Origin of the sequence: Nocardioides sediminis, from assembly GCF_003047295.1 — a bacterium.
Lineage (GTDB): Bacteria > Actinomycetota > Actinomycetes > Propionibacteriales > Nocardioidaceae > Nocardioides > Nocardioides sediminis.
Window position 1 is genome coordinate 53928 of the sequence record NZ_PZYZ01000004.1, and the last position, 18955, is coordinate 72882.

Here is an 18955-nt window from a genome sequence, read left to right on the forward strand (position 1 = left end):
CCACAGCCTCGCGAGCGCCCGCGACAGCACGGCCGCCACCGGCTCAGCCGCGGTAGGTCGGCGGCTCGACGGAGTCGAGCAGCCGCTCGATCACGTCGTCCACCGAGACGCCGTTGAACTGGGCCTGCGGGTCGAGCAGCAGGCGGTGGCACAGCACGGGCGTCGCCAGCGTGGTGATGTCGCTCGGCACCACGGTCGTGCGACCGTCGGCGGCCGCCCACGTCTTGGCCACCCGGATGAAGGCCAGGCAGCCGCGGGCCGAGAGCCCCATCCGCACGTGCTGCTGCTCGCGGCTCGCCTCGGCGAGCTCGCGGACGTAGCGCACGATCGCCCGGTCGACGTGCACGGCCCCGGCCACGCGGGACAGCTCGGCCACGGCGCGACGGGTGGCGACCGGGGTCACCAGCGACGCCCGGTCGCGGACCGCCGAGCCGAGGAGCAGCTCCTCGGTCGCCTCGGCGTCCGGGTAGCCCACGGAGGTCTTCATCAGGAACCGGTCGAGCTGGGCCTCGGGCAGCCGGTAGGTGCCGGCCTGCTCGATGGGGTTCTGGGTGGCGATCACCATGAACGGGCTCGGCACGTCGTGGGTGATGCCGTCGACGGTGACGTGGCCCTCCTCCATCACCTCGAGCAGCGCCGCCTGGGTCTTGGGCGAGGCGCGGTTGATCTCGTCGGCCAGCACGATGTCGTGGAAGATCGGCCCGCGGTGGAACTCGAAGGTGCCCTTGTGCTGGTCGTAGACCGTGACGCCGGTGACGTCGGTCGGCAGCAGGTCGGGCGTGAACTGGATGCGGGCGTGGCTGCCCTCGATGCTGTTGGACAGGGCCCGGGCCAGCATCGTCTTGCCGGTGCCCGGGAGGTCCTCGAGCAGCAGGTGCCCCTCGGAGACCAGGCAGGTCAGCGCCAGCCGGACGACGTGGTCCTTGCCGAGGACGGCCCGGCCCATGGTGTCCGCCAGCTGGGTGAAGGTGCGGCTGAACCACTCCGCCTCGCGCGCGGTGGTCGAACCGCTGCCGCCGGAGCCCCCGGTCACGGGGCCCTCGACGGTGGTCGGGTGGGTGTCAGTCATGTCCGCCTCTCGTCTCGGCGAAGGGTACGCGGGCGCGGGGCTGCTGGGGGCCCAGTGGCAGACTCTGGCCGTGTCATCCAGCCCCCGGTCGCGTGCCCGCAGGCGCGCGCACCGTCGTACGACGACGTGGCTGGGCGGGGTGGCCGTGCTCGCGCCGCTGGTCCTCGCGGGCTGCGCGGAGGACCGGCCGACTCCGCAGGTGCTGGCCGAGCGTCCCGAGCGGACGATCCCGGCGTACGACGCCGAGGACCCCGGTCCCGCCGGCCGGGCAGCCCTCGCCCTGGTGCCGGCGGACGCGACGGTCGTGACCGTGACCGACTTCGACGCCTCCCGGCAGGCCCTCGGCGTGCCGGAGCTGACCAGCGAGTCGCTGGTGTCCGAGCGCACCGACTACTGGGAGCGGGTACGTCGCGAGTCGGTGCTGCTCGCCGAGGGCCGGCTCCACGAGCACGACTCCCTGCTCCTGCTCGACCACGGATTCACCTCCGACGACGTCGACTGGGAGGCGCGCTTCCTCACGCCCGACGGCCCGGGCTGGGTGCTCGCGCTGCGGCCCGACCTGGACATGGCACGGGTCGAGGACGCCGTCGACGCGGGGGTCGCCGGGCTGGCCGGGGCCGACGTCGACGAGGAGCTCCACCTGGTGTCCGTCGGCGCCGCGACGGACGGCGAGGACACGTGGGCGGCCCGCGACGGGGCCGCCGACCTGACCGCGGAGGAACCCGCCGAGTCGACGTACTACCGCGCCGGCTGCGTGCCGCTGGCCGAGGCGCTGGGCCCCGACGCCGGCGTCGAGGAGCAGGACGCGGTGCTGTCACGGCACGACCCGCGCGACCTCGAGCCGCTGGACGCCTTCGCCGTGAGCTTCGACGACGGCGTCGCGACGGCGCGCCTCGGCCTGGACCGGCCCGACCTCTTCGACCGTTCCGCGCTGGCCGAGGACTTCCCGGCCACCGGACCGATGGGCTTCGGCGAGGTCTTCACCACCCCCGTCGTCGACCCCTCGACGGGCCGGATCGGCTGGACCGTGGCCGCGCCCGCGGCCGCGGCCGGCCTGGTGCTCACCGACGTGCTGCCCTTCGCGGTGTGCCCCGAGGTCACGCCGATGGAGGAGCCGACCGGCCTGTGAGACCCCCACACGTCCGCATCGTCGGCGCCACGGTCCTGGCCGCGGTGCTCGTCGGCGTCGCCGGCTGGCTCGGCTGGTGGCAGCTCGAGGCCTGGCAGGCCCGGCGGGACGCCGAGGCCCGCGACCTCACCGCGCTCACCCCGGTCGGGATCGAGGAGGTCATGGGGCCCGACGACCCGTTCCCCGGCGACCAGGTGGGCCGGCCCGTCGAGGTGAGCGGCGAGTGGCTCCCCGAGGGCACGTTCTTCGTCTCCGACCGGGTCGTGGGCGACGAGCAGGGCTACTGGGCCGTCGTCCCGCTCGCCGTGGGAGGCGCCGGCGAGCCCGCGATCCCGGTGGTGGTCGGCTGGTCGACCGAGCCCGTGCTGCCGGAGCCCCTGGCCGGCGAGGCCGAGCTCACCGGCTGGCTGCAGCCCCCCGAGGGCACCGGCGCGGTCGACGACGACCCGGACGACGACGTCGTACCGCAGCTGCGCATCGCCGACGCGGTCCAGCGCGTCGACGTCGACCTCTACGGCGCCTACCTGGTCGCTCGGGACCCGGCGCAGGACCTCACCGCGGCCGGCCTCGACCAGCTGCCCGAGGTGGGCACCTTCACAGCGCTCAAGAACCTGCTCTACGCCGCCGAGTGGTGGATCTTCGGCGCGTTCGCGGCCTTCATCTGGTGGCGCTGGATCCGCGACCAGCGGGCTGTGGACCGCGTGGGAGACTCGCCGTCGTGAAGGCCGCCCTGCTCCGCTACCGCGTCATGGCCACCATCGTCGGTGTGCTCCTCGTCGTCCTGATCCTGATCGGGGTCCCGCTGGCCAACTTCGACGGGAGCAGCATGTGGGGCTTCATCCCCAGCACCCCGGAGCTGGTGACGCCCGGCTCGAGCGCGCAGCACGTCGGCGAGGCGATCACCGAGTACCTCGGTGTCGCCCACGGCTGGCTCTACATGGTCTTCCTCGTCACCGCCTTCATGCTCGGGCGCCGTGCGGACTGGGAGATGCCGTTCCTCGTCGTCACCCTCGTCTGCGGCACCGTCCCGATCCTGTCGTTCTGGGCCGAGCACCGGGCCACGCAGCGGACCCTGGCCGAGCACGCCGAGCTGAGATGAGCGCGTGAGAGGCGGCGCGGCGTGACCACCGCGTTCGTGCTGGGCGGCGGCGGCATTCTCGGTGCCGTCGAGGTCGGCATGCTGCGCGCCCTCCTCGAGCGCGGGATCACCCCGGACCTCGTGCTCGGCACCAGCGTCGGCGCCCTCAACGGCGCCCTGGTGGCCCGCGAGCCACGCCTGCCGGTCATCGAGCGGCTCACCGAGCTGTGGTCCGAGACCGCCCGGTCCCGGGACGTGTACGGCGACCGGCCGCTGCGCACGGTCCGCCGTGCGGTCGCGACGGGCACCCACATCTACTCGCCCAAGCCGCTGACCCAGCGGCTGGAGGACGAGCTGGGCGACACCACCTTCGCCGACCTCGAGGTGCGGCTCCAGGTGTGCGCGGCCAGCATCGAGCGGTCGGCCGAGCACTGGTTCACCTCCGGGCCGCTGGTGCCGGCCATCGTCGCCAGCGCCGCCGTCCCCGGCCTGCTCCCGCCCGCCCGGGTCGAGACCGAGTGGGGGGTCGAGCACTTCCTGGACGGCGGCATCGTCAACTCCATCCCGGTCGGCCGGGCGGTCGCCCTGGGCGCCACCCGCGTCTTCGTGCTCCAGGTCGGCCGCGTCGACCGCCCGCTGAGCGTGCCCACACGGCCGTGGGAGGTGGCGCGGGTCAGCTTCGAGGTCGCCCGGCGGCACCGCTTCACCCGCGAGCTCGCCGAGATCCCCGACGACGTGGAGGCACACGTGCTGCCCGCCGCGGGTACCTCGGCCAAGGACGACTCGATGCTCGCCTTCCGCGACTTCTCCTCGGTCCAGCGGCGCATCGACGCGTCGTACGACGCCGCGCTGGCCTACCTCGACGAGCACGTCACGACGGACCCTGCATGACCTGGGTGCTGCGGCGCATGGTGCTCGCGCCGACGCTCGTCGGCCTCACCGCCCTGCTGTGGGTGACCATGCCGCTGTGGGTGATCGGCGCGGCCGCGGTCTCGCCGGTGCTGCCCGGCCGCTGGCGGGCGCTGCGGCTCTTCTGGGTGGCCTTCCTCTACCTGACGGCCGAGTCGCTGCTGCTGCTCGTGCTGCTCGGCCTGTGGCTGGCGTCGGGCTTCGGGTGGCGGATCCGGTCGCCGTACTTCGCCGGCATCCACTACGACCTCGTGCAGTTCACGCTCGTGGGGTTCTTCCGGGAGGCGCGGCGGGTGCTCGCGCTGCGGATCCGCACCGACGGGCCGGCGCCGGACCGGCACCCCGACACCCCGATCCTGGTGTGCTGCCGGCACGCGGGCCCGGGCGACTCGTTCACGCTGATGTACGCCCTGCTGCACTGGTACGGCCGCGAGCCGCGCGTCGTGCTCAAGGACACCCTCGCCTGGGACCCGGCGATCGACGTGATCCTGCGCCGCATCCCGTCCAGCTTCATCTCGCCGAACCCGGCGGCCGGGGAGGACCTCGAGTCGCAGATCGCGGCGCTGGCCAGCGGGCTGGACACCAACGATGCGTTCGTGATCTTCCCCGAGGGCGGCAACTTCACCCCCGCCCGCCGGGACCGGGCGATCGCCCGGCTGCACAAGCTGGGCCTACACCAGATGGCCGAGCGCGCCGAGCGGATGACCAACGTGCTCGCCCCACGCCCCGGTGGCTTCCTCGCCGCGCTCGACGCGGCCCCGGGGGCGGACGTGGTGATGGTCGCCCACACCGGGCTCGACCACCTGCTCACGGTGGGCGACCTGTGGCGGGAGCTGCCGATGGACAAGACACTGGTGATGCGCTGGTGGGAGGTCCCGCGCGCCGAGATCCCCGCCGGCCGCGAGGAGCGGATCGAGTGGCTCTACGGCTGGTGGGAGCACATCGACGGCTGGATCGAGGACAACCGGCCGGTCGCCTGACCGCGGATCCGGCCGGCCGGGTCGAGGTTGGCGCGCGTTCCCGTGGTTTCGCGTGCGCTGCAGCGTGGCCGAACCCACGGAATCACCGGGCGCCCGGTGATTCCCGGCCGGACAGGCCCCGAAAATGCGACGAGCCCCGGACCAGCAGGTCCGGGGCTCGTCGGTGGTGAGGGCTGTGGTCAGTCCCGCTTGCTGTCGGGGATCTCGTCGACCTCGACGACCTCGGCCGGGTTGTCCGGCGTGGTCACGTCGTGCGGGGTCTCACCGGCGTCGCTGAGGGCCTCGCCCGGGTCGCCGCCGCCGGGGTCCTCCACGGTCACCGGGTGGGTGGGGTCGGTCATCGCGGAGTCCGAGGACTCGGCGGCCTCCGCGGCGGTCGGGGTGGACGGGTCGAGCGGCGTCTTGATCGGGTCGGTGAGCGGGTCGCCCGCCGGACCGCTCTTGGGCAGCGGCGACGTCGTCGACGGCGCACCACCGGTGCTGCCCGCCGGAGGCGCCGGGGTGTAGCTCGACTGCCAGTTGTCCTTGGCCGACTGGGACTGGCGCAGCTTGCCGAACACGGCCGCGCCGACGGCGAGCAGGCCGGTGACCAGCAGGAACGTCTTGAGCTTGCTGCGCTTCGGCTCGGGCTCCTGCCGGAGCTCGGCGACCTTGGCCGCGGCCAGGTCACGACCTTCGGCGGCCTTCTCGGCGGCCAGCGCGGCACCCGCGGCGGCCTTTTCGGCGGCCAGGGCCCGGCCCTCGACCAGCACCGGGACGGCGCGGTCGCGGGCGTCCTGGATGAGCGGCACCGCGCGGTCGCGGGTGTCCTGGAGGAGGGGTACGGCGCGGTCGCGGGCGTCGGTCACCAGCGGCACGGCCTTGTCCCGCGCGTCGCTGATGGCGGGCGCTGCCTTGTCACGGGCGGTCTCCAGCGCGGCCTCGAGCTGAGGGATGACGGTGTCGGCGACGGACTCCACGTAGTCGTGGGCCCGATCCATGATCGACTTCTTCCTGCCGATGCGCATGCGTGGCCTCCTTGTGAGTTGTGCACCCATCTCACCATGCCGCCCGAAAGCACCGACAGCCCCGTCCGGGTGAAGGACGGCGGTGCGGGACCACGTGGCAGGATCGACGGCGACACGTGCACGACGTCCACGCGGCGTACGCACTCCTGACACGCGAGAGGCAGACCATGGCTGACCCCAAGGCCACCCTGAAGACCACCAAGGGTGACATCGTCATCAACCTGTTCCCGAACCACGCTCCGGAGACGGTCGACAACTTCGTGGGCCTCGCCGAGGGCACCAAGGACTACAACACCGGCGACGGCAGGACGGGCCCGTTCTACGACGGCCTCGGCTTCCACCGCGTCATCGAGGGCTTCATGATCCAGGGCGGGTGCCCGCAGGGCACCGGCACCGGCGGCCCGGGCTACACGTTCAAGGACGAGATCCACCCCGAGCTCGTCTTCGACAAGCCCTACCTCCTGGCGATGGCCAACGCCGGCCCCGGCACCAACGGCTCGCAGTTCTTCATCACCGTGGGCGCCACCCCGTGGCTCAACCGCAAGCACACGATCTTCGGCGAGGTCGCCGACCAGGCCTCGCGCGACGTCGTCGACGCGATCGCCACCGCCCGCACCGGTGCGATGGACCGACCGGCCGAGCCGATCACCATCGAGTCGGTCACGATCGAGCGCTGAGGCACCCACCCGCATGACCCAGCCGACCTCCGGCGAACCCGCGGCCGGCGTCCCGACCTGTTATCGGCACGCCGGCCGCGAGACCTGGATCCGCTGCCAGCGCTGCGAGCGGCCGATCTGCCCCGACTGCATGCGGGACGCGGCGGTGGGCTTCCAGTGCCCCAGCTGCGTCGCCGAGGGTGCGAGGTCGACGCGCAGCATCCAGGCGCCGTACGGCGGCAAGCGCTCGGCCAACCCCGCGCTCACCTCGATGGTGCTCATGGGCATCAACGCGGTGGTGTGGCTGGCGATCCTCGTGACCGGCCGGGCGCGCAGCGAGCTCGTCGACCTCCTCGGTCTGCGCACCGACGGCGCCTGTGCCCCGGGTGACAGCTACCTCTACGACCTGTCGCGCGCCGCGTGCGACGCCGTGGGCGGCCAGTTCCTCCCCGGCGTGGCCGACGGCGCCTGGTGGCAGCTGGTCACCAGCCAGTTCACCCACGTGCAGCTGTGGCACATCGCGGGCAACATGCTCGCCCTGTGGTTCCTCGGCCCCCAGCTCGAGGCCGTGCTGGGCCGGGCCCGGTTCCTGGCCCTCTACCTGGTCTCCGGGCTCGCCGGGTCCGTGGCCGTGCTGTGGCTCTCCCCGGAGCTGGGCCTGACCGTCGGAGCGTCCGGTGCGATCTACGGGCTGTTCGGCGCCATCGCCGTCGTCGCCCACAAGGTCGGCGGCGACCTGCGCAGCCTCTTCGGGCTGCTGGCCGTCAACCTCTTCATCACCTTCGCCGTGCCCAACATCTCCTGGCAGGGGCACCTGGGCGGACTCGTCGGCGGCGCGCTGATCGCCGCGCTGATGGTCTACGCCCCCCGGTCGCACCGCGCCGCCATCCAGTGGGGCGGCCTCGCCGCGCTGACGACGCTGCTCGTCGCGCTCGCGCTGGTCCGGGTCCTCGCCGTCGCCTGACGTCCCCCCTGCCGGCCCGCGTCCAACGAGACGGCTGCCGGGGTGTCGGACGATCGCCGGGACGTCCGACGGGGTGGCCGCCGCGGTGTCGGACGCTGCCCGGGACCCGTCGGGCCGGGCGGTGTCGGCGCGGGGAGGTATGACGTTCTGCGGTACGTCGTACGACGTGGCGGCCATCGATGCCCTGACGCATCACGTCCGCGCGCCCCGGGGTGAATGACACCGGTGGGGATTAGCCCGTTCGGCTCCCTCCACAAGTGTGGAATCACCTGTGGAGAACTACACGCATGTAGTTCTCCACAGGTTGCTCCCCAGCTGGGGACAAATGACGCCGGCGCCGACCCCCGAACGGGGGCCGGCGCCGGCGTGCGCGCGGAGGGCCGGAGGTCACTCCCAGCGGGTCGCGAAGGTGAACCCGACCGCCATGAAGGCGATGCCGACGGCGAGGTTCCACTGGCCGAGGTCGTTCATGACCGGCAGGGCGGACAGGTCGTCGGAGAAGACGTAGAAGGTGCAGATCCACAGCAGGCCGACCAGGAAGCAGCCCAGCATGCCGACGACGACGCCGCGGCCACGGCCCAGCGGCGTGGACGGGTGTGCCGAGACGGCGAGGCCGAGCATCAGCGCACCGAAGCCGATCACGTAGTTCCAGTCACCGAGGTCGGCGATCGCCTTGGGCGACCCCTCCTCGGCGGGGAAGACCGTCGGGTCGGGACGCACGCCGAGGTAGTAGTAGATGATCCAGCCGATGCCGGCCGCGATGAGCAGCAGGGCGACGATGAACCGCACGGAGAAGACCTTCGACGGGCTGTCGACGAACGTCTCGCTGGACTTGGGCACGACCACTCCTCATGGCTCACGAACTCAGGCGGCGAGCACGTCGGGCGCCCACCGGGGGGCTAGCGTAGTCGCCATGTCCGCCCCGACCGACCCGCGCCCCGACGCGGCCCGCGACGACGCCCCCGACGTCGACGCCGTGCGCGCCCGCCGGCGCACGCTCGCGTGGCGGATCGGGACCCCCGCGATGTTCGTGCTCTGCGGAGCGCTCTTCGCGGTCAGCGCCGACCAGAGCGACGGGATCGACCTGCGCGGAGGCAGCTACACCGACCTCGCGTCGGTCGTGCAGGCCGAGCGCGAGGACACCAACGAGCTGACCGACGAGGTCGCCGACCTGACCGCCGAGATCGAGACCCTCACCGCCGGGCTGGGGGACCGCACGGTCAACCGCTACCAGGACGAGATCGACACCCTGGTCGACCCGGCCGGCCTCACCCCGCGCTCCGGGCCGGCGGTGCAGGTGACCCTCACCGACGCCCCCGCCGACATCATCGCCGCCACCGAGCGCAACCAGAACGACCTGGTCGTGCACCAGCAGGACATCCAGGCCGTCGTCAACGCCATGTGGCGCGGCGGGGCCGAGGCGGTGACCCTGCAGGGCCAGCGGGTCATCTCGACCACGGGCATCAAGTGCGAGGGCAACTCCGTGACCCTGCACGGCGTGCCCTACTCCCCGCCGTACGAGATCGTCGCCGTCGGCCCGCAGGCCGAGATCCTCGCCTCGCTCGAGTCGGACCCGGACGTCTCGGTCTACCGCGAGTACGCCGCCGACCCGACCGGCGGGGTCGGCTACGAGGTGGCCACGGAGGAGCGCGTCACCGCGCCGGGCTACGAGGGCCTCCTCGACCTCACCTACGCGACCCCGATGCCCACGCCGAGCCAGCAGGCCGGCTGAGCCAGGGCCGGTTCGTCAGGCCGGTCCAGCCAGTCAGGCCGGCCGAGTCAGGGCGTACGCCGCGGGGCGGGCGTCGTGGGCTCCTCCGTCGGCACCGTGGGCGTCTCCGTCGGCACCGTGGGCGTCTCGGTGGGCGCCGGCGGGGTCTCCGTCGGGGTCTCGGTCGGGGTCTCCTCGGGCGGGGGCTCCTCGAACGCCGACACGAAGATGATGACCGTGTCGCCGCGGTCGGCCTCGCCCCCCGCGCTGGGGAACTGGTCGACCACGGTCCCCTTGGGCTCGGTGGAGGCCGCGTCGGTGCGGACCTCGACCTCGAAGCCGGCCTGCCGCAGCGTGCGGGTGGCCTCGCCCTGCTTGAGACCCCGCACGTCCGGGACCGACTCGGGCCCGTCGGACACCGAGAGGGTCACGGTCGTGCCCTCGGCGACGGACTCCCCGGCGGCGGGGTCGGTGGAGATGACCTGCCCCTTGGGCTCGTCGGACTCGACCTCGGTGGCGGTGACCTTGAGGCCCGCGGCGCGCAGGGCGTCGCGGGCGGCGGCGCGCGGCTGCCCCACGACGTACGGCACCTGCACCTCCGGCTTGCCCAGCGAGACGACGATGTCGACGTCGCTGCCGGGGTCGACGTAGACGTCGCGGCTGGGGTCCTGGCGGATCACCTCGTCGGTGGGCGCGTCGTCGGACGTCTCCCGGGTGACCTCGCCGACGGAGAGCCCGGCCTCGCCGATCGCCAGCCGCGCCTGCTCCTCGGTGAGCCCGACCAGGGCGGGCACCTGCTCGCGCTGGACCTCCTCCTCGAACATGCTCGGCAGGAGGAACGCCGCGCCGGCGATCGCGGCGATCACCAGCAGGCCCAGGAGCACCATCATGCCGGTGCGCCCGCGCTGGCGGTCCTCGCCCGGCGTCGGGGCGGGACCCGCGGCGGGGAGGGTCGTGGTGGCCGCGGCCACGGGCGGGACCACCTCGGTGGGCGCCGTCGGGGGAGGGATGGCCTGGACGGGGTGGCCCGCGAGGTAGCGCTCGATGTCCTGCCGCATCGCGGCGGCGCTCTGGTAGCGGTCCTCGACCCGCTTGGCCAGCGACTTCAGGACGATGGCGTCGATCTCGGGGTCGAGCTCCTGGTCGTGGTCCGACGGCGGTGCGGGCTGCTCGCGCACGTGCTGGTAGGCGACCGCGACGGGGCTGTCGCCGATGAACGGCGGGCGTCCGGTCAGGAGCTCGTAGAGCAGGCAGCCGGTGGAGTAGACGTCCGACCGGGAGTCGACGGTCTCGCCACGGGCCTGCTCGGGGGAGAGGTACTGGGCGGTGCCGACGACGGCGGCGGTCTGGGTCATCGTCGAGGAGGCGTCGGACACCGCGCGGGCGATGCCGAAGTCCATCACCTTGACGTCGCCACCGGGCGTGAGCATCACGTTGCCGGGCTTGATGTCGCGGTGGATGATGCCGGCCCGGTGGCTGTAGTCGAGGGCGGCGAGCACGTCGCTGGTGATCTCCTGCGCCCGCTCGGGGAGGATCTTGCGGCCCTCGCGCAGGATGTCGCGCAGCGTCCGGCCCTGGACGCACTCCATGACGATGTAGGGCTGGGCGACGTCCGAGCCGTCGGTGGCCATCTCCTCGCCGGTGTCGTAGACCGACACGATCGAGGGGTGGTTGAGGGACGCCGAGCTCTGGGCCTCCCGCCGGAACCGGGCCTGGAAGGTCGCGTCGCTGGCCAGGTCCGTGCGCAGCCGCTTCACCGCGACGGTGCGCCCGAGCCGGGTGTCGCGCCCCTTGCGCACCTCGGCCATGCCGCCGCGGCCGAGCAGCTCACCGAGCTCGTAGCGGCCGCCGATCACGGTCGGCTGGTTGCTCATCGTCGCCCTCTCACTGCTCTGGTCCCGGTCACGGTTCTCGTCGTGCTCATCAGGTCGGACTGTCGGTGGGGGTGGTCGGTGCGGTGGTCGGCTCGAGCGGTGCCTCGGTGGGCTCCTGCGTCGGCTCCCCGGTGGGTGTCCCGGTGGAGGTCTCCGTGGGTGTCTCCGTCTCCGTGGGGGACGGCTCGGTGGTGGGTTCGGTGGCGGTCTCCGTGGGAGTTTGCGCCGGCTCCTCGGTCTGCGTCTCGGCGGGCTCCTCCGACGGGGCCTGCGTCGGCTCCTCCTGCGGGGAGGGGCTACCGGTCCGGGTCGGGGTCTCGCGCGGGGGCGTGTCGTCCGTGGTCGTCCCGTCGTCGCCGAGCGCCTGGACCAGGACGAGCGCCACGACGAGCAGTGCGACACCGAGCAGGGCCAGGGGGACCCAGCGGGGCAGCCCGCCGCGGGGGCGTCGGCCGTCCCCGTCCCCAGCCGACGAGCCTCCGGCGGCAGCGGCGCCGACGGCCGGCGTGGCAGCCGCGGCCGCGGGCACCGGAGCGATGACCTGGGTGCGGGTCGGCTCCTCGTCCGCCGGAGCGGAGGGACCTGCGACGACCGGGGCGACGACCGTGGCCCCGCCGGCTGCCGCGGCGCCCGACGGGTCCCGCAGCGCGGCGGCGAGGGCCGCGCCGTCGGCGTACCGCTCAGCGGGGCCCTTGGCCATCGAGCGGCGTACGACGGCCGCGAGGTCGCCCGGGACCGAGTCGGGGAGGTCGGGCACCGGCTCCCGCAGGTGCGCGATCGCGGTGGCGACGGGCGTGTCGGCGAGGAACGGCTTGCGGCCCGCGAGGCACTCGAAGGCGACCACACCGAGGGCGTAGACGTCGGAGGCGGCGGTGGCGCGCTTGCCCTCGGCCTGCTCGGGCGAGATGTAGGCAGGGGTGCCCAGCACCTGCCCGGTCTCGGTGAGGGACATCCCCTGGGCGGCGCGGGCGATGCCGAAGTCGGTCACCTTGGTGCGACGGTCCGGGGTGACGATCAGGTTGCCGGGCTTGACGTCGCGGTGCACGATCCCGGCCGCGTGCGCGGCACCGAGGGCGTCGGCCGCCTGGGCGAGCAGGTCGCTGACGACCGCGGGGTCCATCGGTGCGTCCGGGCGGAGCAGGTTGGAGAGCGGCTGCCCCTCGACGAGCTCCATCACCAGGAAGGGCCGCGGGGTGGTCGAGCCGTCCACCGGCGCCGCCTCGCCGAAGTCGAAGACCCCGGCGATCCCGGGGTGGTGCAACGACGCGGCGTGTCGGGCCTCGGTCTCGAACCGGGTGCGGAACAGCGCGTCGTCGGCGTACTCCGGCTTGAGGACCTTGATCGCGACCGGACGCGAGAGCACCGTGTCGGTGCCGCGCCAGACCTCCCCCATGCCGCCGGTCGCGATCCGCGAGGTGAGCGCGTAGCGGTGGGCGTCGTCGGCGAAGCGCTCGGGGGCGGGGCCGTTCGACGGGCCGGTGGGAGGAGTGGTCACGGGTTGAGCACCGCCTCCATGACCGCCTTGGCGATCGGGCCACCGAGGGTGCCGCCGGCGATCTCCTCGCGGGCGGTCTCGCTGGCCTGCACGAGCACCGCGACGGCGACCTTGGGGTCGTCGGCGGGCGCGAAGGAGGTGAACCAGGCGTAGGGCGGGCGCGACTCCGTCGACTGTGCGGTGCCGGTCTTGCCGGCGACCCGGATGCCGGGGATCGCGGCGGCGTAGGCCGTGCCGTCGTCGACGGTGGCGACCATCATGTCGGTCAGCTCCTCCGCGGTGCTGCCCGAGACGGCCCGCGAGAGCTCGGACGCCTCGGTCTTGTCGAGCAGCGACAGGTTGGGCGCGCGCACCTCGTCGACGGTGTAGGGGCGCATCACGACCCCGTCGTTGGCGATGCCGGCCGACACCATCGCCATCTGCAGGGGCGTGGCGGTGACGCTGGCCTGGCCGATGCCCGACAGCGCGGTCTGCGGCTCGTCCATCTCGGGGTAGAGCGAGGCCGCCTGGCCGGGGAGGTCCTCCAGGGAGGTGGAGTTGAAGCCGAACTTCTCGGCCTGCTCCATCATCGCCTCGTTGCCGAGCTCGTCGGCCAGCGACAGGAAGGTCACGTTGCACGACACGGACAGCGCCTGGGTCATGGTGATCCGGTTGCCGCCGCAGTTGCCGCCGTCGTAGTTGCCGACCCGGGTCGTGGACTGCGGCAGCTGGTACGACGAGCCGCCGGGGACCATCGACTCGGCGTCGTAGTCGCCGGACTCGATCGCCGCGGCCGCGGTGACCAGCTTGAAGGTCGAGCCGGGAGGCAGGGTCGTGCTGGTCCCGCGGTTGATGAGCGGCTCGGCGGGGTCCTGCTCGAGCTGCTCGTAGGTCTCCTCCACCGACCCGAAGTCGTGGGAGGCCAGGGTGTTGGGGTCGTACGTCGGGTTGGAGACCATCGCGAGCACCTTGCCGGTGGACGGCTCGATGGCCACGACGGCCCCCTGCACGTCCTCGCCGAGGGCCCGCAGCCCGTCGAAGGCAGCGGTCTGCGCCTCGGGGTCGATGGTGAGCTGGACGTTGCCGCCCTTGGGGTCGGTGTTGCTGAGCATGTCGACCAGGCGGGTCACGAAGAGCCGCGAGTCGTCGCCGGAGAGCACGTCGTTCTGCGAGCGCTCGATGCCCGTCTGGCTGTAGTAGGAGAAGTAGCCGGTGAGCGGGGCGTACTTGAACGGCTGCGGGTAGGTGCGCTGGAAGTCGTACTGGTCGTCGCTGGGCACGCTGCGCGCGACCGGGTCCTTGCCCACCAGGATCGCCCCCCGCTCGCGGGAGAACGCCGCGGTGATGACGCGACGGTTCTGCGGGTCCTCGGTGAGCTCGCCGGAGCGGACGTACATCAGGTAGGTCGCGTTGAGCATCAGCGCCAGGAAGAGGACCAGGCAGAAGAGCGAGATCGTGCGGATCGGCTTGTTCACTTGAGCTTCACCACCTGGGTGGACTCGCTGTCGGAGCCGGCGTCGGTCGCGGACAGGCGAGGGACGGGGCGCCGGGCCTGGTCGGAGATGCGCAGCAGCAGCGCGATCACCACCCAGTTGGCCACCAGCGAGGACCCGCCGTAGGACAGGAACGGGGTGGTCAGGCCGGTCAGCGGGATGAGGCCTGTGACGCCGCCGACGACGACGAACACCTGGAGCGCGAAGATGCTGCCGAGGCCCACCGCCATCAGCTTGCCGAAGCCGTCGCGGGAGATCAGGGCGATCCGCAGCGCCCGCTCGACGATCAGGCCGTAGCAGAGGATGACGGCCAGGACGGCGGTCAGTCCGAGCTCCTCGCCGATCGCCGGGACGATGAAGTCGGACTCGGCGTAGGGGATCCGGCAGGGGGCGCCCTCGCCGAAGCCGCGGCCGATGAGGCCGCCCCAGCCCATGCCGAACAGGCCCTCCACGAGCTGCCCGGACCCGGGGTTCTGGTCGTAGTAGGCCATCGGGTCGAGCCAGATGTTGACCCGGTTCTGGACGTGGCCGAAGGCCTGCCAGCCGGCGAACGCACCGGCGGCGAACAGCGCGGTGCCGACCACCAGCCAGCCCGGCCGCTCGGTGGCGACGTACAGCATGATCAGGAAGATCCCGAAGAACAGCAGCGAGGACCCCAGGTCACGCTGGAAGACCAGGATGAACATGCTGACGGCCCACATGCCCAGGATCGGGCCCAGGTCGCGGCCGCGAGGCAGGTCGATGAACAGCACCCGGCGGCCGGCCAGCGCCAGCGCGTCGCGGTGCAGCACGAGGTAGCCCGCGAACGCGATCACCAGCAGCACCTTGGCGACCTCGCCGGGCTGGAAGCTGAACGGGCCGACCGAGATCCAGATCTTGGCGCCGTTGACCGTGTTGCCGATGAACGGGACCATCGGCAGCAGCAGCAGCACGATGGCCGTCAGGCCGGTGGTGTAGGTCAGCCGCTGCAGCAGCCGGTGGTCGCGCAGCAGCGCCAGGGTGGCCACGAAGAGCACCACGCCGAGCGTCATCCAGATGAGCTGCTGGCGCGCGAAGGTGTCGTTGTCGATGCACTGCGCCGTGTCGTCGAGGTCGAGCCGGTGGATGACGGCGAGGCCGAGCCCGTTGAGGGCGGCCACGAGCGGCAGCAGGACGGGGTCGGCGTACGGCGCGAACAGGCGGATCGCGACGTGGGCGACGACGATGAGCGCGGTCAGCCACCCGCCGTAGCCGGCGATGTCGGCGGGGATGGTGCCCTCCATCCCCAGACCCACCGCGGCGTAGGCGCCGATGCCGACCGCGAGGGCGAGAAGGAGCAGGAAGAGCTCCGCGCCCCGGCGCTGCCGGTGCACGAAGTCCATGAGGCTGTGGTTCTGGCTCATCTCAGCCCGCGTCCTGGGTGGTGGGCACGTCCTGACGGGCGGCGTAGTTGTCGACGGTGGCCCGCGCGTCGTCGAGGTCGCTGGCCTCGATGCCCTCGGCCACCTGCTCGGCGTCGATCTCGCTCAGGTTGGAGATGTCGACGTCGGTGACCTCGTAGGGGTGGGAGATGTCGATGCCGGGGATCTCGGCGTTGAGGCCCCGGAAGATCGTGACCTTGCTGTCGGACACGCCGACGTAGAACTGCTGCTGGCTCCAGGACCAGGCGGCGGCCAGGCCGACCCAGACGAGCCCCACCAGCACCGCGAGCGCCAGCAGCCGCTTGAGCCAGGTGTGGCGTGCCGGCGGGCGGGGGGCGTAGCGCCGGGCCTCCGGGTCGATCGGGTCGGAGGGGATGACGTGCATGTCCGAGGGAAGGTCGGCAGGGACCGGCTCGATCTCGCCGGTGTCGCCGGACCGGTGGCCGCGGAACAGGCCGCGACCCGCGACCCCTCCCGTCCCCTTGCGCGGCAGGTCGGCGGCCGCGCCGACGAGCAGCGGCTGCAGCTCGGGGTCGGGCTCGGTGTCGACGACGTCGGCCACCACGCAGGTGATGTTGTCGCTGCTGCCGGCCTCCAGGCTCGCCCGGACCAGCTCGACGGCGGCGTAGTCGGGGGTGCCGGTGGCCAGGATGTCGGCCATCCTGGCGTCCTCGAGCGTGCCGCAGGCGCCGTCGCTGCACAGGAAGATGCGGTCCCCGAGCTCGAGGGGGACCTCGAAGAGGTCGGGCTCCTCGTGCCGGACGCCGTCGAGCGCCTTGAGGATGAGGTTGCGGTGCGGGTGAACCCGCGACTGCTCCTCGGTGATCCGGCCCTCGTCGATGAGGCTCTGCACGAAGGTGTGGTCGTGGGTCAGCTGCCGCAGCTCGCCGTTGCGGAACAGGTAGCCCCGGCTGTCACCAAGGTGCCCGACGCCGAGGCGGCTGCCGTCGAAGAGCGCCACGGTGGCGGTCGTGCTGGTGCCGCTGAGCTCGGGGTCCTCCTCGACGAGCTCGCCGATCCGGTCGTCGGCGCGGTGGATCGCGCCGGCGACCAGGGCGAGCAGGTCGTCGGTCGGCTCGGTGTCGAGCTTGCGCAGCTGCTGCACCGCGGTGCTGCTGGCCAGGTCGCCGCGGGCCGCGCCGCCGACGCCGTCGCAGACCGTGAGCAGCCAGGGTCCGGCGTACCCGGAGTCCTGGTTGTCACGGCGCACGCGACCGACGTCGGAGATGGCGGAGTACGCCAGGCGCAGCGGTCCGGTCATGGGAGGGAGGTCCCTACTTCCGCAGCTCGAGGATGGTCTTGCCGATGCGCACCTGGATGCCGAGGCCGATCGTGGTCGGCTGGGTGATGCGGACCGAGCCGACGTAGGTGCCGTTGGTGGAGCCGAGGTCCTCCACGAACCACTCGTCACCGCTGGACGCCACCCGCGCGTGCCGCGTGGAGACGTAGTCGTCGTCGAGCCTGATCGCCGCGTCGCTGCCGCGGCCGATGAGCAGCGGGGCGTCCTCGAGCTCGGCGCGGGCCCCGGCGTTGTCGCCCTCGACGACGAGGAGGTGGGTCGGCGAGCCGCGGCGACGGGTCGGGGGCTTGGACTTGCCGCGGGTCGGGGCGGCGGCGCCGCGGGCCGTCTCCGGGACGCGTGCGCCGAACATGTCCGAGCGGATCACCGAGATCGCCGACAGCACGAAGATCCACAGGATCGCGAGGTAGGCGAAGCGGATGAGGAACAGGGTGAGCTCGGACATCAGCCGCCCTCGGTGACGCGGACCGTCATGGTGGTGTGCCCGATCTTGACCTCGGTGCCGTCGCGCAGGCCGGCGCGGCCGACCTTGCTGCCGTTGACCAGCATGCCGTTGGTGGAGCCGAGGTCGACGACCTCGAGGTCGTCGCCGTGGACCATGAACTCGACGTGCCGCCGGCTCACGCCGGGGTCGTTGATGCGCAGGTCGGCCTCGGTGCCGCGGCCGACCACGAGGCCGGGGGCGCGCAGCGGGTGGCGGGTGCCGTTGACCTCGAGCATCGCTCGGGCCGCGCGGGTCCGGGTGCGCTGGTCGTTGTCGGTGACGCTCGCCTCGGCGCGGCTCAGGATGCGGAACCGACCCGTGGTCAGGTCGTCGGCGGCCTCGAAGTCGACCTGCACGGGCCCGGTGAAGACGTAGCCCTGCGCGTCGGCGTGGTCCTTGAGCTGGTCGACGAGCTCGCGGCCCATCGCGTCGTCGTACCCCTGGAGGCGCTCGAGGTCGACGCCGGCGAGCTGGACGAGGAAGCGGTTGGGGACCAGGCGCCGGTCGCGACTCATGATCTGGGCGTTGTTGTCGCACTCGCGCTGGAGGGCAGCCGCGATCTCGACGGGCTGGACCGCGCTGCGGAAGGCGCGGGCGAAGGCCCCGGAGATCATCTGCTCGAGCCTGCGCTCGAAGCGCTGCAGTGCGTTCACGTCGTGCGCCTCCTCTCGACGGCCGTCGGGTCCGGACGATCGTACTGTCAGGGCACCGACGCCCTGCGCACCGCCGCAGCGGGGGACCGCGATTGTGACCGCCCTGCGGGAGTGGGTTAGCCTTTCCCTCGCTTCACGCGCGAGTGGCGGAATAGGCAGACGCGCACGGTTCAGGTCCGTGTGTCCGAAAGGACGTGGGGGTTCAACTCCCCCCTCGCGCACCACCATCAACGGCTGGCCCCGGGTCTTCGGATCCGGGGCTTCGTCGTTCTCCGCAGGCGTACCGTGACGAGGTCGCAGCACTGACGTCCCGGAGCAGACATGACCCTCTCGCCCAGCTACCGACTCCTGCGGGTCGCCCTCGTGGTGTTCGGCACGGTGATGGCGCTGCTCTACCCGCTGGCAGCGGTCTGGCCCTCGGGATGGGCGTGGCACGACGGTGCTCCGCACGAGTCCCGCTACTTCATGATGATCGTGGGCCTGTACGCGACCCTGGGCCTGTTCCTCGTCGTTGCCGCGCGGCGGCCCGAGGCGCACCTCAGCCTGATCTGGTTCACCGTGTGCTCCAGCGCCGTGCACGCGGGCATCATGGCGGTGCAGGCCGTCAGCTCGGCCCACCACCGAGGGCACCTCTGGGGAGACGTGCCCGCCCTGCTCCTGGTGGCGGTCGTGCTCACCGTGCTCGTACGGGCCGCAGGGCTCAGGCCCGACGGGCCAGGGACGATCGGCCCGTCAAGCACTGGACGAGGGCCCTAGCCGGGGGGCCGCACCTGG

Annotated in this window: 19 protein-coding genes and 1 tRNA gene; 10 read left to right on the forward strand and 10 right to left on the reverse strand. The window is 72.7% G+C overall.

The annotated features are described in order from the left end of the window. Nucleotides 1-43: 43 nt before the first annotated feature. On the reverse strand, nt 44-1069 hold the full coding sequence (locus DAI17_RS10955; RefSeq protein WP_107772972.1) for an AAA family ATPase: 1026 nt from the start codon (nt 1067-1069) through the stop codon (nt 44-46). A 70-nt stretch (nt 1070-1139) separates the two neighbouring features. Here DAI17_RS10955 and DAI17_RS20965 point away from each other — a divergent pair, with 70 nt between their 5' ends. Genes DAI17_RS20965 through DAI17_RS10975 form a run of 5 tightly spaced genes read left to right on the forward strand, consistent with a single transcriptional unit; the run spans nt 1140 to nt 5165 of the window. Then, nucleotides 1140-2198 carry a hypothetical protein gene (locus tag DAI17_RS20965; protein ID WP_159081482.1) on the forward strand — a complete coding sequence of 353 codons (1059 nt, stop codon included), beginning with the start codon at nt 1140-1142 and terminating at the stop codon, nt 2196-2198. Further along, a complete protein-coding gene (locus DAI17_RS20970) occupies nt 2195-2920 on the forward strand; it encodes an SURF1 family protein (protein ID WP_159081483.1) in 726 nt (241 codons plus the stop codon). The genes DAI17_RS20965 and DAI17_RS20970 overlap by 4 nt, the downstream gene beginning before the upstream one ends. Next, nucleotides 2917-3297 carry a DUF3817 domain-containing protein gene (locus DAI17_RS10965; protein WP_199905073.1) on the forward strand — a complete coding sequence of 127 codons (381 nt, stop codon included), beginning with the start codon at nt 2917-2919 and terminating at the stop codon, nt 3295-3297. Before DAI17_RS20970 ends, DAI17_RS10965 begins: the two co-directional genes overlap by 4 nt. A 21-nt stretch (nt 3298-3318) precedes the next feature. Further along, nucleotides 3319-4167, forward strand: a complete 849-nt coding sequence (locus tag DAI17_RS10970) for a patatin-like phospholipase family protein (RefSeq protein WP_107772974.1) — start codon at nt 3319-3321, stop codon at nt 4165-4167. After that, complete coding sequence (locus DAI17_RS10975) at nt 4164-5165, forward strand: lysophospholipid acyltransferase family protein (RefSeq protein ID WP_107772975.1); 1002 nt, start codon at nt 4164-4166, stop codon at nt 5163-5165. The genes DAI17_RS10970 and DAI17_RS10975 overlap by 4 nt, the downstream gene beginning before the upstream one ends. A 179-nt stretch (nt 5166-5344) precedes the next feature. Here DAI17_RS10975 and DAI17_RS10980 read toward each other — a convergent pair whose 3' ends face one another. Beyond that, nucleotides 5345-6172, reverse strand: a complete 828-nt coding sequence (locus tag DAI17_RS10980; RefSeq protein ID WP_107772976.1) for a hypothetical protein — start codon at nt 6170-6172, stop codon at nt 5345-5347. A 167-nt stretch (nt 6173-6339) separates the two neighbouring features. Between DAI17_RS10980 and DAI17_RS10985 the strand changes: the two genes are divergently transcribed. Both DAI17_RS10985 and DAI17_RS10990 read left to right on the forward strand, forming a co-directional pair. After that, complete coding sequence (locus DAI17_RS10985) at nt 6340-6849, forward strand: peptidylprolyl isomerase (protein ID WP_107773305.1); 510 nt, start codon at nt 6340-6342, stop codon at nt 6847-6849. 13 nt (nt 6850-6862) lie between these two features. Next, nucleotides 6863-7792 (forward strand): rhomboid family intramembrane serine protease, encoded by a 930-nt coding sequence (locus tag DAI17_RS10990; RefSeq protein ID WP_107772977.1) that lies wholly within the window; start codon nt 6863-6865, stop codon nt 7790-7792. 387 nt (nt 7793-8179) lie between these two features. On the opposite strand, the gene DAI17_RS10995 is transcribed toward DAI17_RS10990, so the two are convergent. Beyond that, on the reverse strand, nt 8180-8632 hold the full coding sequence (locus DAI17_RS10995; RefSeq protein ID WP_107773307.1) for a cell division protein CrgA: 453 nt from the start codon (nt 8630-8632) through the stop codon (nt 8180-8182). A gap of 73 nt (nt 8633-8705) precedes the next feature. On the opposite strand from DAI17_RS10995, the gene DAI17_RS11000 reads away from it, so the two are divergent. After that, on the forward strand, nt 8706-9524 hold the full coding sequence (locus DAI17_RS11000; RefSeq protein WP_234412447.1) for a DUF881 domain-containing protein: 819 nt from the start codon (nt 8706-8708) through the stop codon (nt 9522-9524). Between the two features lie 47 nt (nt 9525-9571). Here DAI17_RS11000 and pknB read toward each other — a convergent pair whose 3' ends face one another. From pknB to DAI17_RS11035, 7 genes are read right to left on the reverse strand one after another with little or no spacing between them, the layout of a single operon-like run. After that, nucleotides 9572-11377 (reverse strand): Stk1 family PASTA domain-containing Ser/Thr kinase, encoded by a 1806-nt coding sequence (gene pknB / locus DAI17_RS11005; protein ID WP_107772978.1) that lies wholly within the window; start codon nt 11375-11377, stop codon nt 9572-9574. Between the two features lie 49 nt (nt 11378-11426). Further along, a complete protein-coding gene (locus DAI17_RS11010; protein ID WP_107772979.1) occupies nt 11427-12872 on the reverse strand; it encodes a serine/threonine-protein kinase in 1446 nt (481 codons plus the stop codon). Continuing rightward, complete coding sequence (locus DAI17_RS11015; protein ID WP_107772980.1) at nt 12869-14326, reverse strand: peptidoglycan D,D-transpeptidase FtsI family protein; 1458 nt, start codon at nt 14324-14326, stop codon at nt 12869-12871. Before DAI17_RS11015 ends, DAI17_RS11010 begins: the two co-directional genes overlap by 4 nt. After that, nucleotides 14323-15726 carry an FtsW/RodA/SpoVE family cell cycle protein gene (locus DAI17_RS11020; protein WP_107772981.1) on the reverse strand — a complete coding sequence of 468 codons (1404 nt, stop codon included), beginning with the start codon at nt 15724-15726 and terminating at the stop codon, nt 14323-14325. The genes DAI17_RS11015 and DAI17_RS11020 overlap by 4 nt, the downstream gene beginning before the upstream one ends. A 1-nt stretch (nt 15727) precedes the next feature. Then, nucleotides 15728-17005 (reverse strand): PP2C family protein-serine/threonine phosphatase, encoded by a 1278-nt coding sequence (locus DAI17_RS11025; protein ID WP_107772982.1) that lies wholly within the window; start codon nt 17003-17005, stop codon nt 15728-15730. 13 nt (nt 17006-17018) lie between these two features. Further along, complete coding sequence (locus DAI17_RS11030) at nt 17019-17489, reverse strand: FHA domain-containing protein FhaB/FipA (protein ID WP_107772983.1); 471 nt, start codon at nt 17487-17489, stop codon at nt 17019-17021. Continuing rightward, nucleotides 17489-18181 (reverse strand): FhaA domain-containing protein, encoded by a 693-nt coding sequence (locus DAI17_RS11035; protein WP_107772984.1) that lies wholly within the window; start codon nt 18179-18181, stop codon nt 17489-17491. Before DAI17_RS11035 ends, DAI17_RS11030 begins: the two co-directional genes overlap by 1 nt. Nucleotides 18182-18318: 137 nt before the next feature. On the opposite strand from DAI17_RS11035, the gene DAI17_RS11040 reads away from it, so the two are divergent. Both DAI17_RS11040 and DAI17_RS11045 read left to right on the forward strand, forming a co-directional pair. Beyond that, nucleotides 18319-18405: transfer RNA gene (locus DAI17_RS11040), tRNA-Leu, on the forward strand. 97 nt (nt 18406-18502) lie between these two features. Next, nucleotides 18503-18937, forward strand: coding sequence for a DUF6632 domain-containing protein (locus DAI17_RS11045; protein ID WP_107772985.1), 435 nt, complete (start codon nt 18503-18505; stop codon nt 18935-18937). Nucleotides 18938-18955 lie beyond the last annotated feature (18 nt).

Bases quoted from the DNA above. Each gene is read 5' to 3' on its own strand.
- DAI17_RS11025 (WP_107772982.1), bottom strand. From the start codon at position 17,005: ATGACCGGACCGCTGCGCCTGGCGTACTCCGCCATCTCCGACGTCGGT.
- DAI17_RS10980 (WP_107772976.1), bottom strand. From the start codon at position 6,172: ATGCGCATCGGCAGGAAGAAGTCGATCATGGATCGGGCCCACGACTAC.
- DAI17_RS11045 (WP_107772985.1), top strand. From the start codon at position 18,503: ATGACCCTCTCGCCCAGCTACCGACTCCTGCGGGTCGCCCTCGTGGTG.
- DAI17_RS10955 (WP_107772972.1), bottom strand. From the start codon at position 1,069: ATGACTGACACCCACCCGACCACCGTCGAGGGCCCCGTGACCGGGGGC.
- DAI17_RS11030 (WP_107772983.1), bottom strand. From the start codon at position 17,489: ATGTCCGAGCTCACCCTGTTCCTCATCCGCTTCGCCTACCTCGCGATC.
- DAI17_RS10985 (WP_107773305.1), top strand. From the start codon at position 6,340: ATGGCTGACCCCAAGGCCACCCTGAAGACCACCAAGGGTGACATCGTC.
- pknB (WP_107772978.1), bottom strand. From the start codon at position 11,377: ATGAGCAACCAGCCGACCGTGATCGGCGGCCGCTACGAGCTCGGTGAG.
- DAI17_RS11020 (WP_107772981.1), bottom strand. From the start codon at position 15,726: ATGAGCCAGAACCACAGCCTCATGGACTTCGTGCACCGGCAGCGCCGG.
- DAI17_RS10990 (WP_107772977.1), top strand. From the start codon at position 6,863: ATGACCCAGCCGACCTCCGGCGAACCCGCGGCCGGCGTCCCGACCTGT.
- DAI17_RS11000 (WP_234412447.1), top strand. From the start codon at position 8,706: ATGTCCGCCCCGACCGACCCGCGCCCCGACGCGGCCCGCGACGACGCC.
- DAI17_RS10975 (WP_107772975.1), top strand. From the start codon at position 4,164: ATGACCTGGGTGCTGCGGCGCATGGTGCTCGCGCCGACGCTCGTCGGC.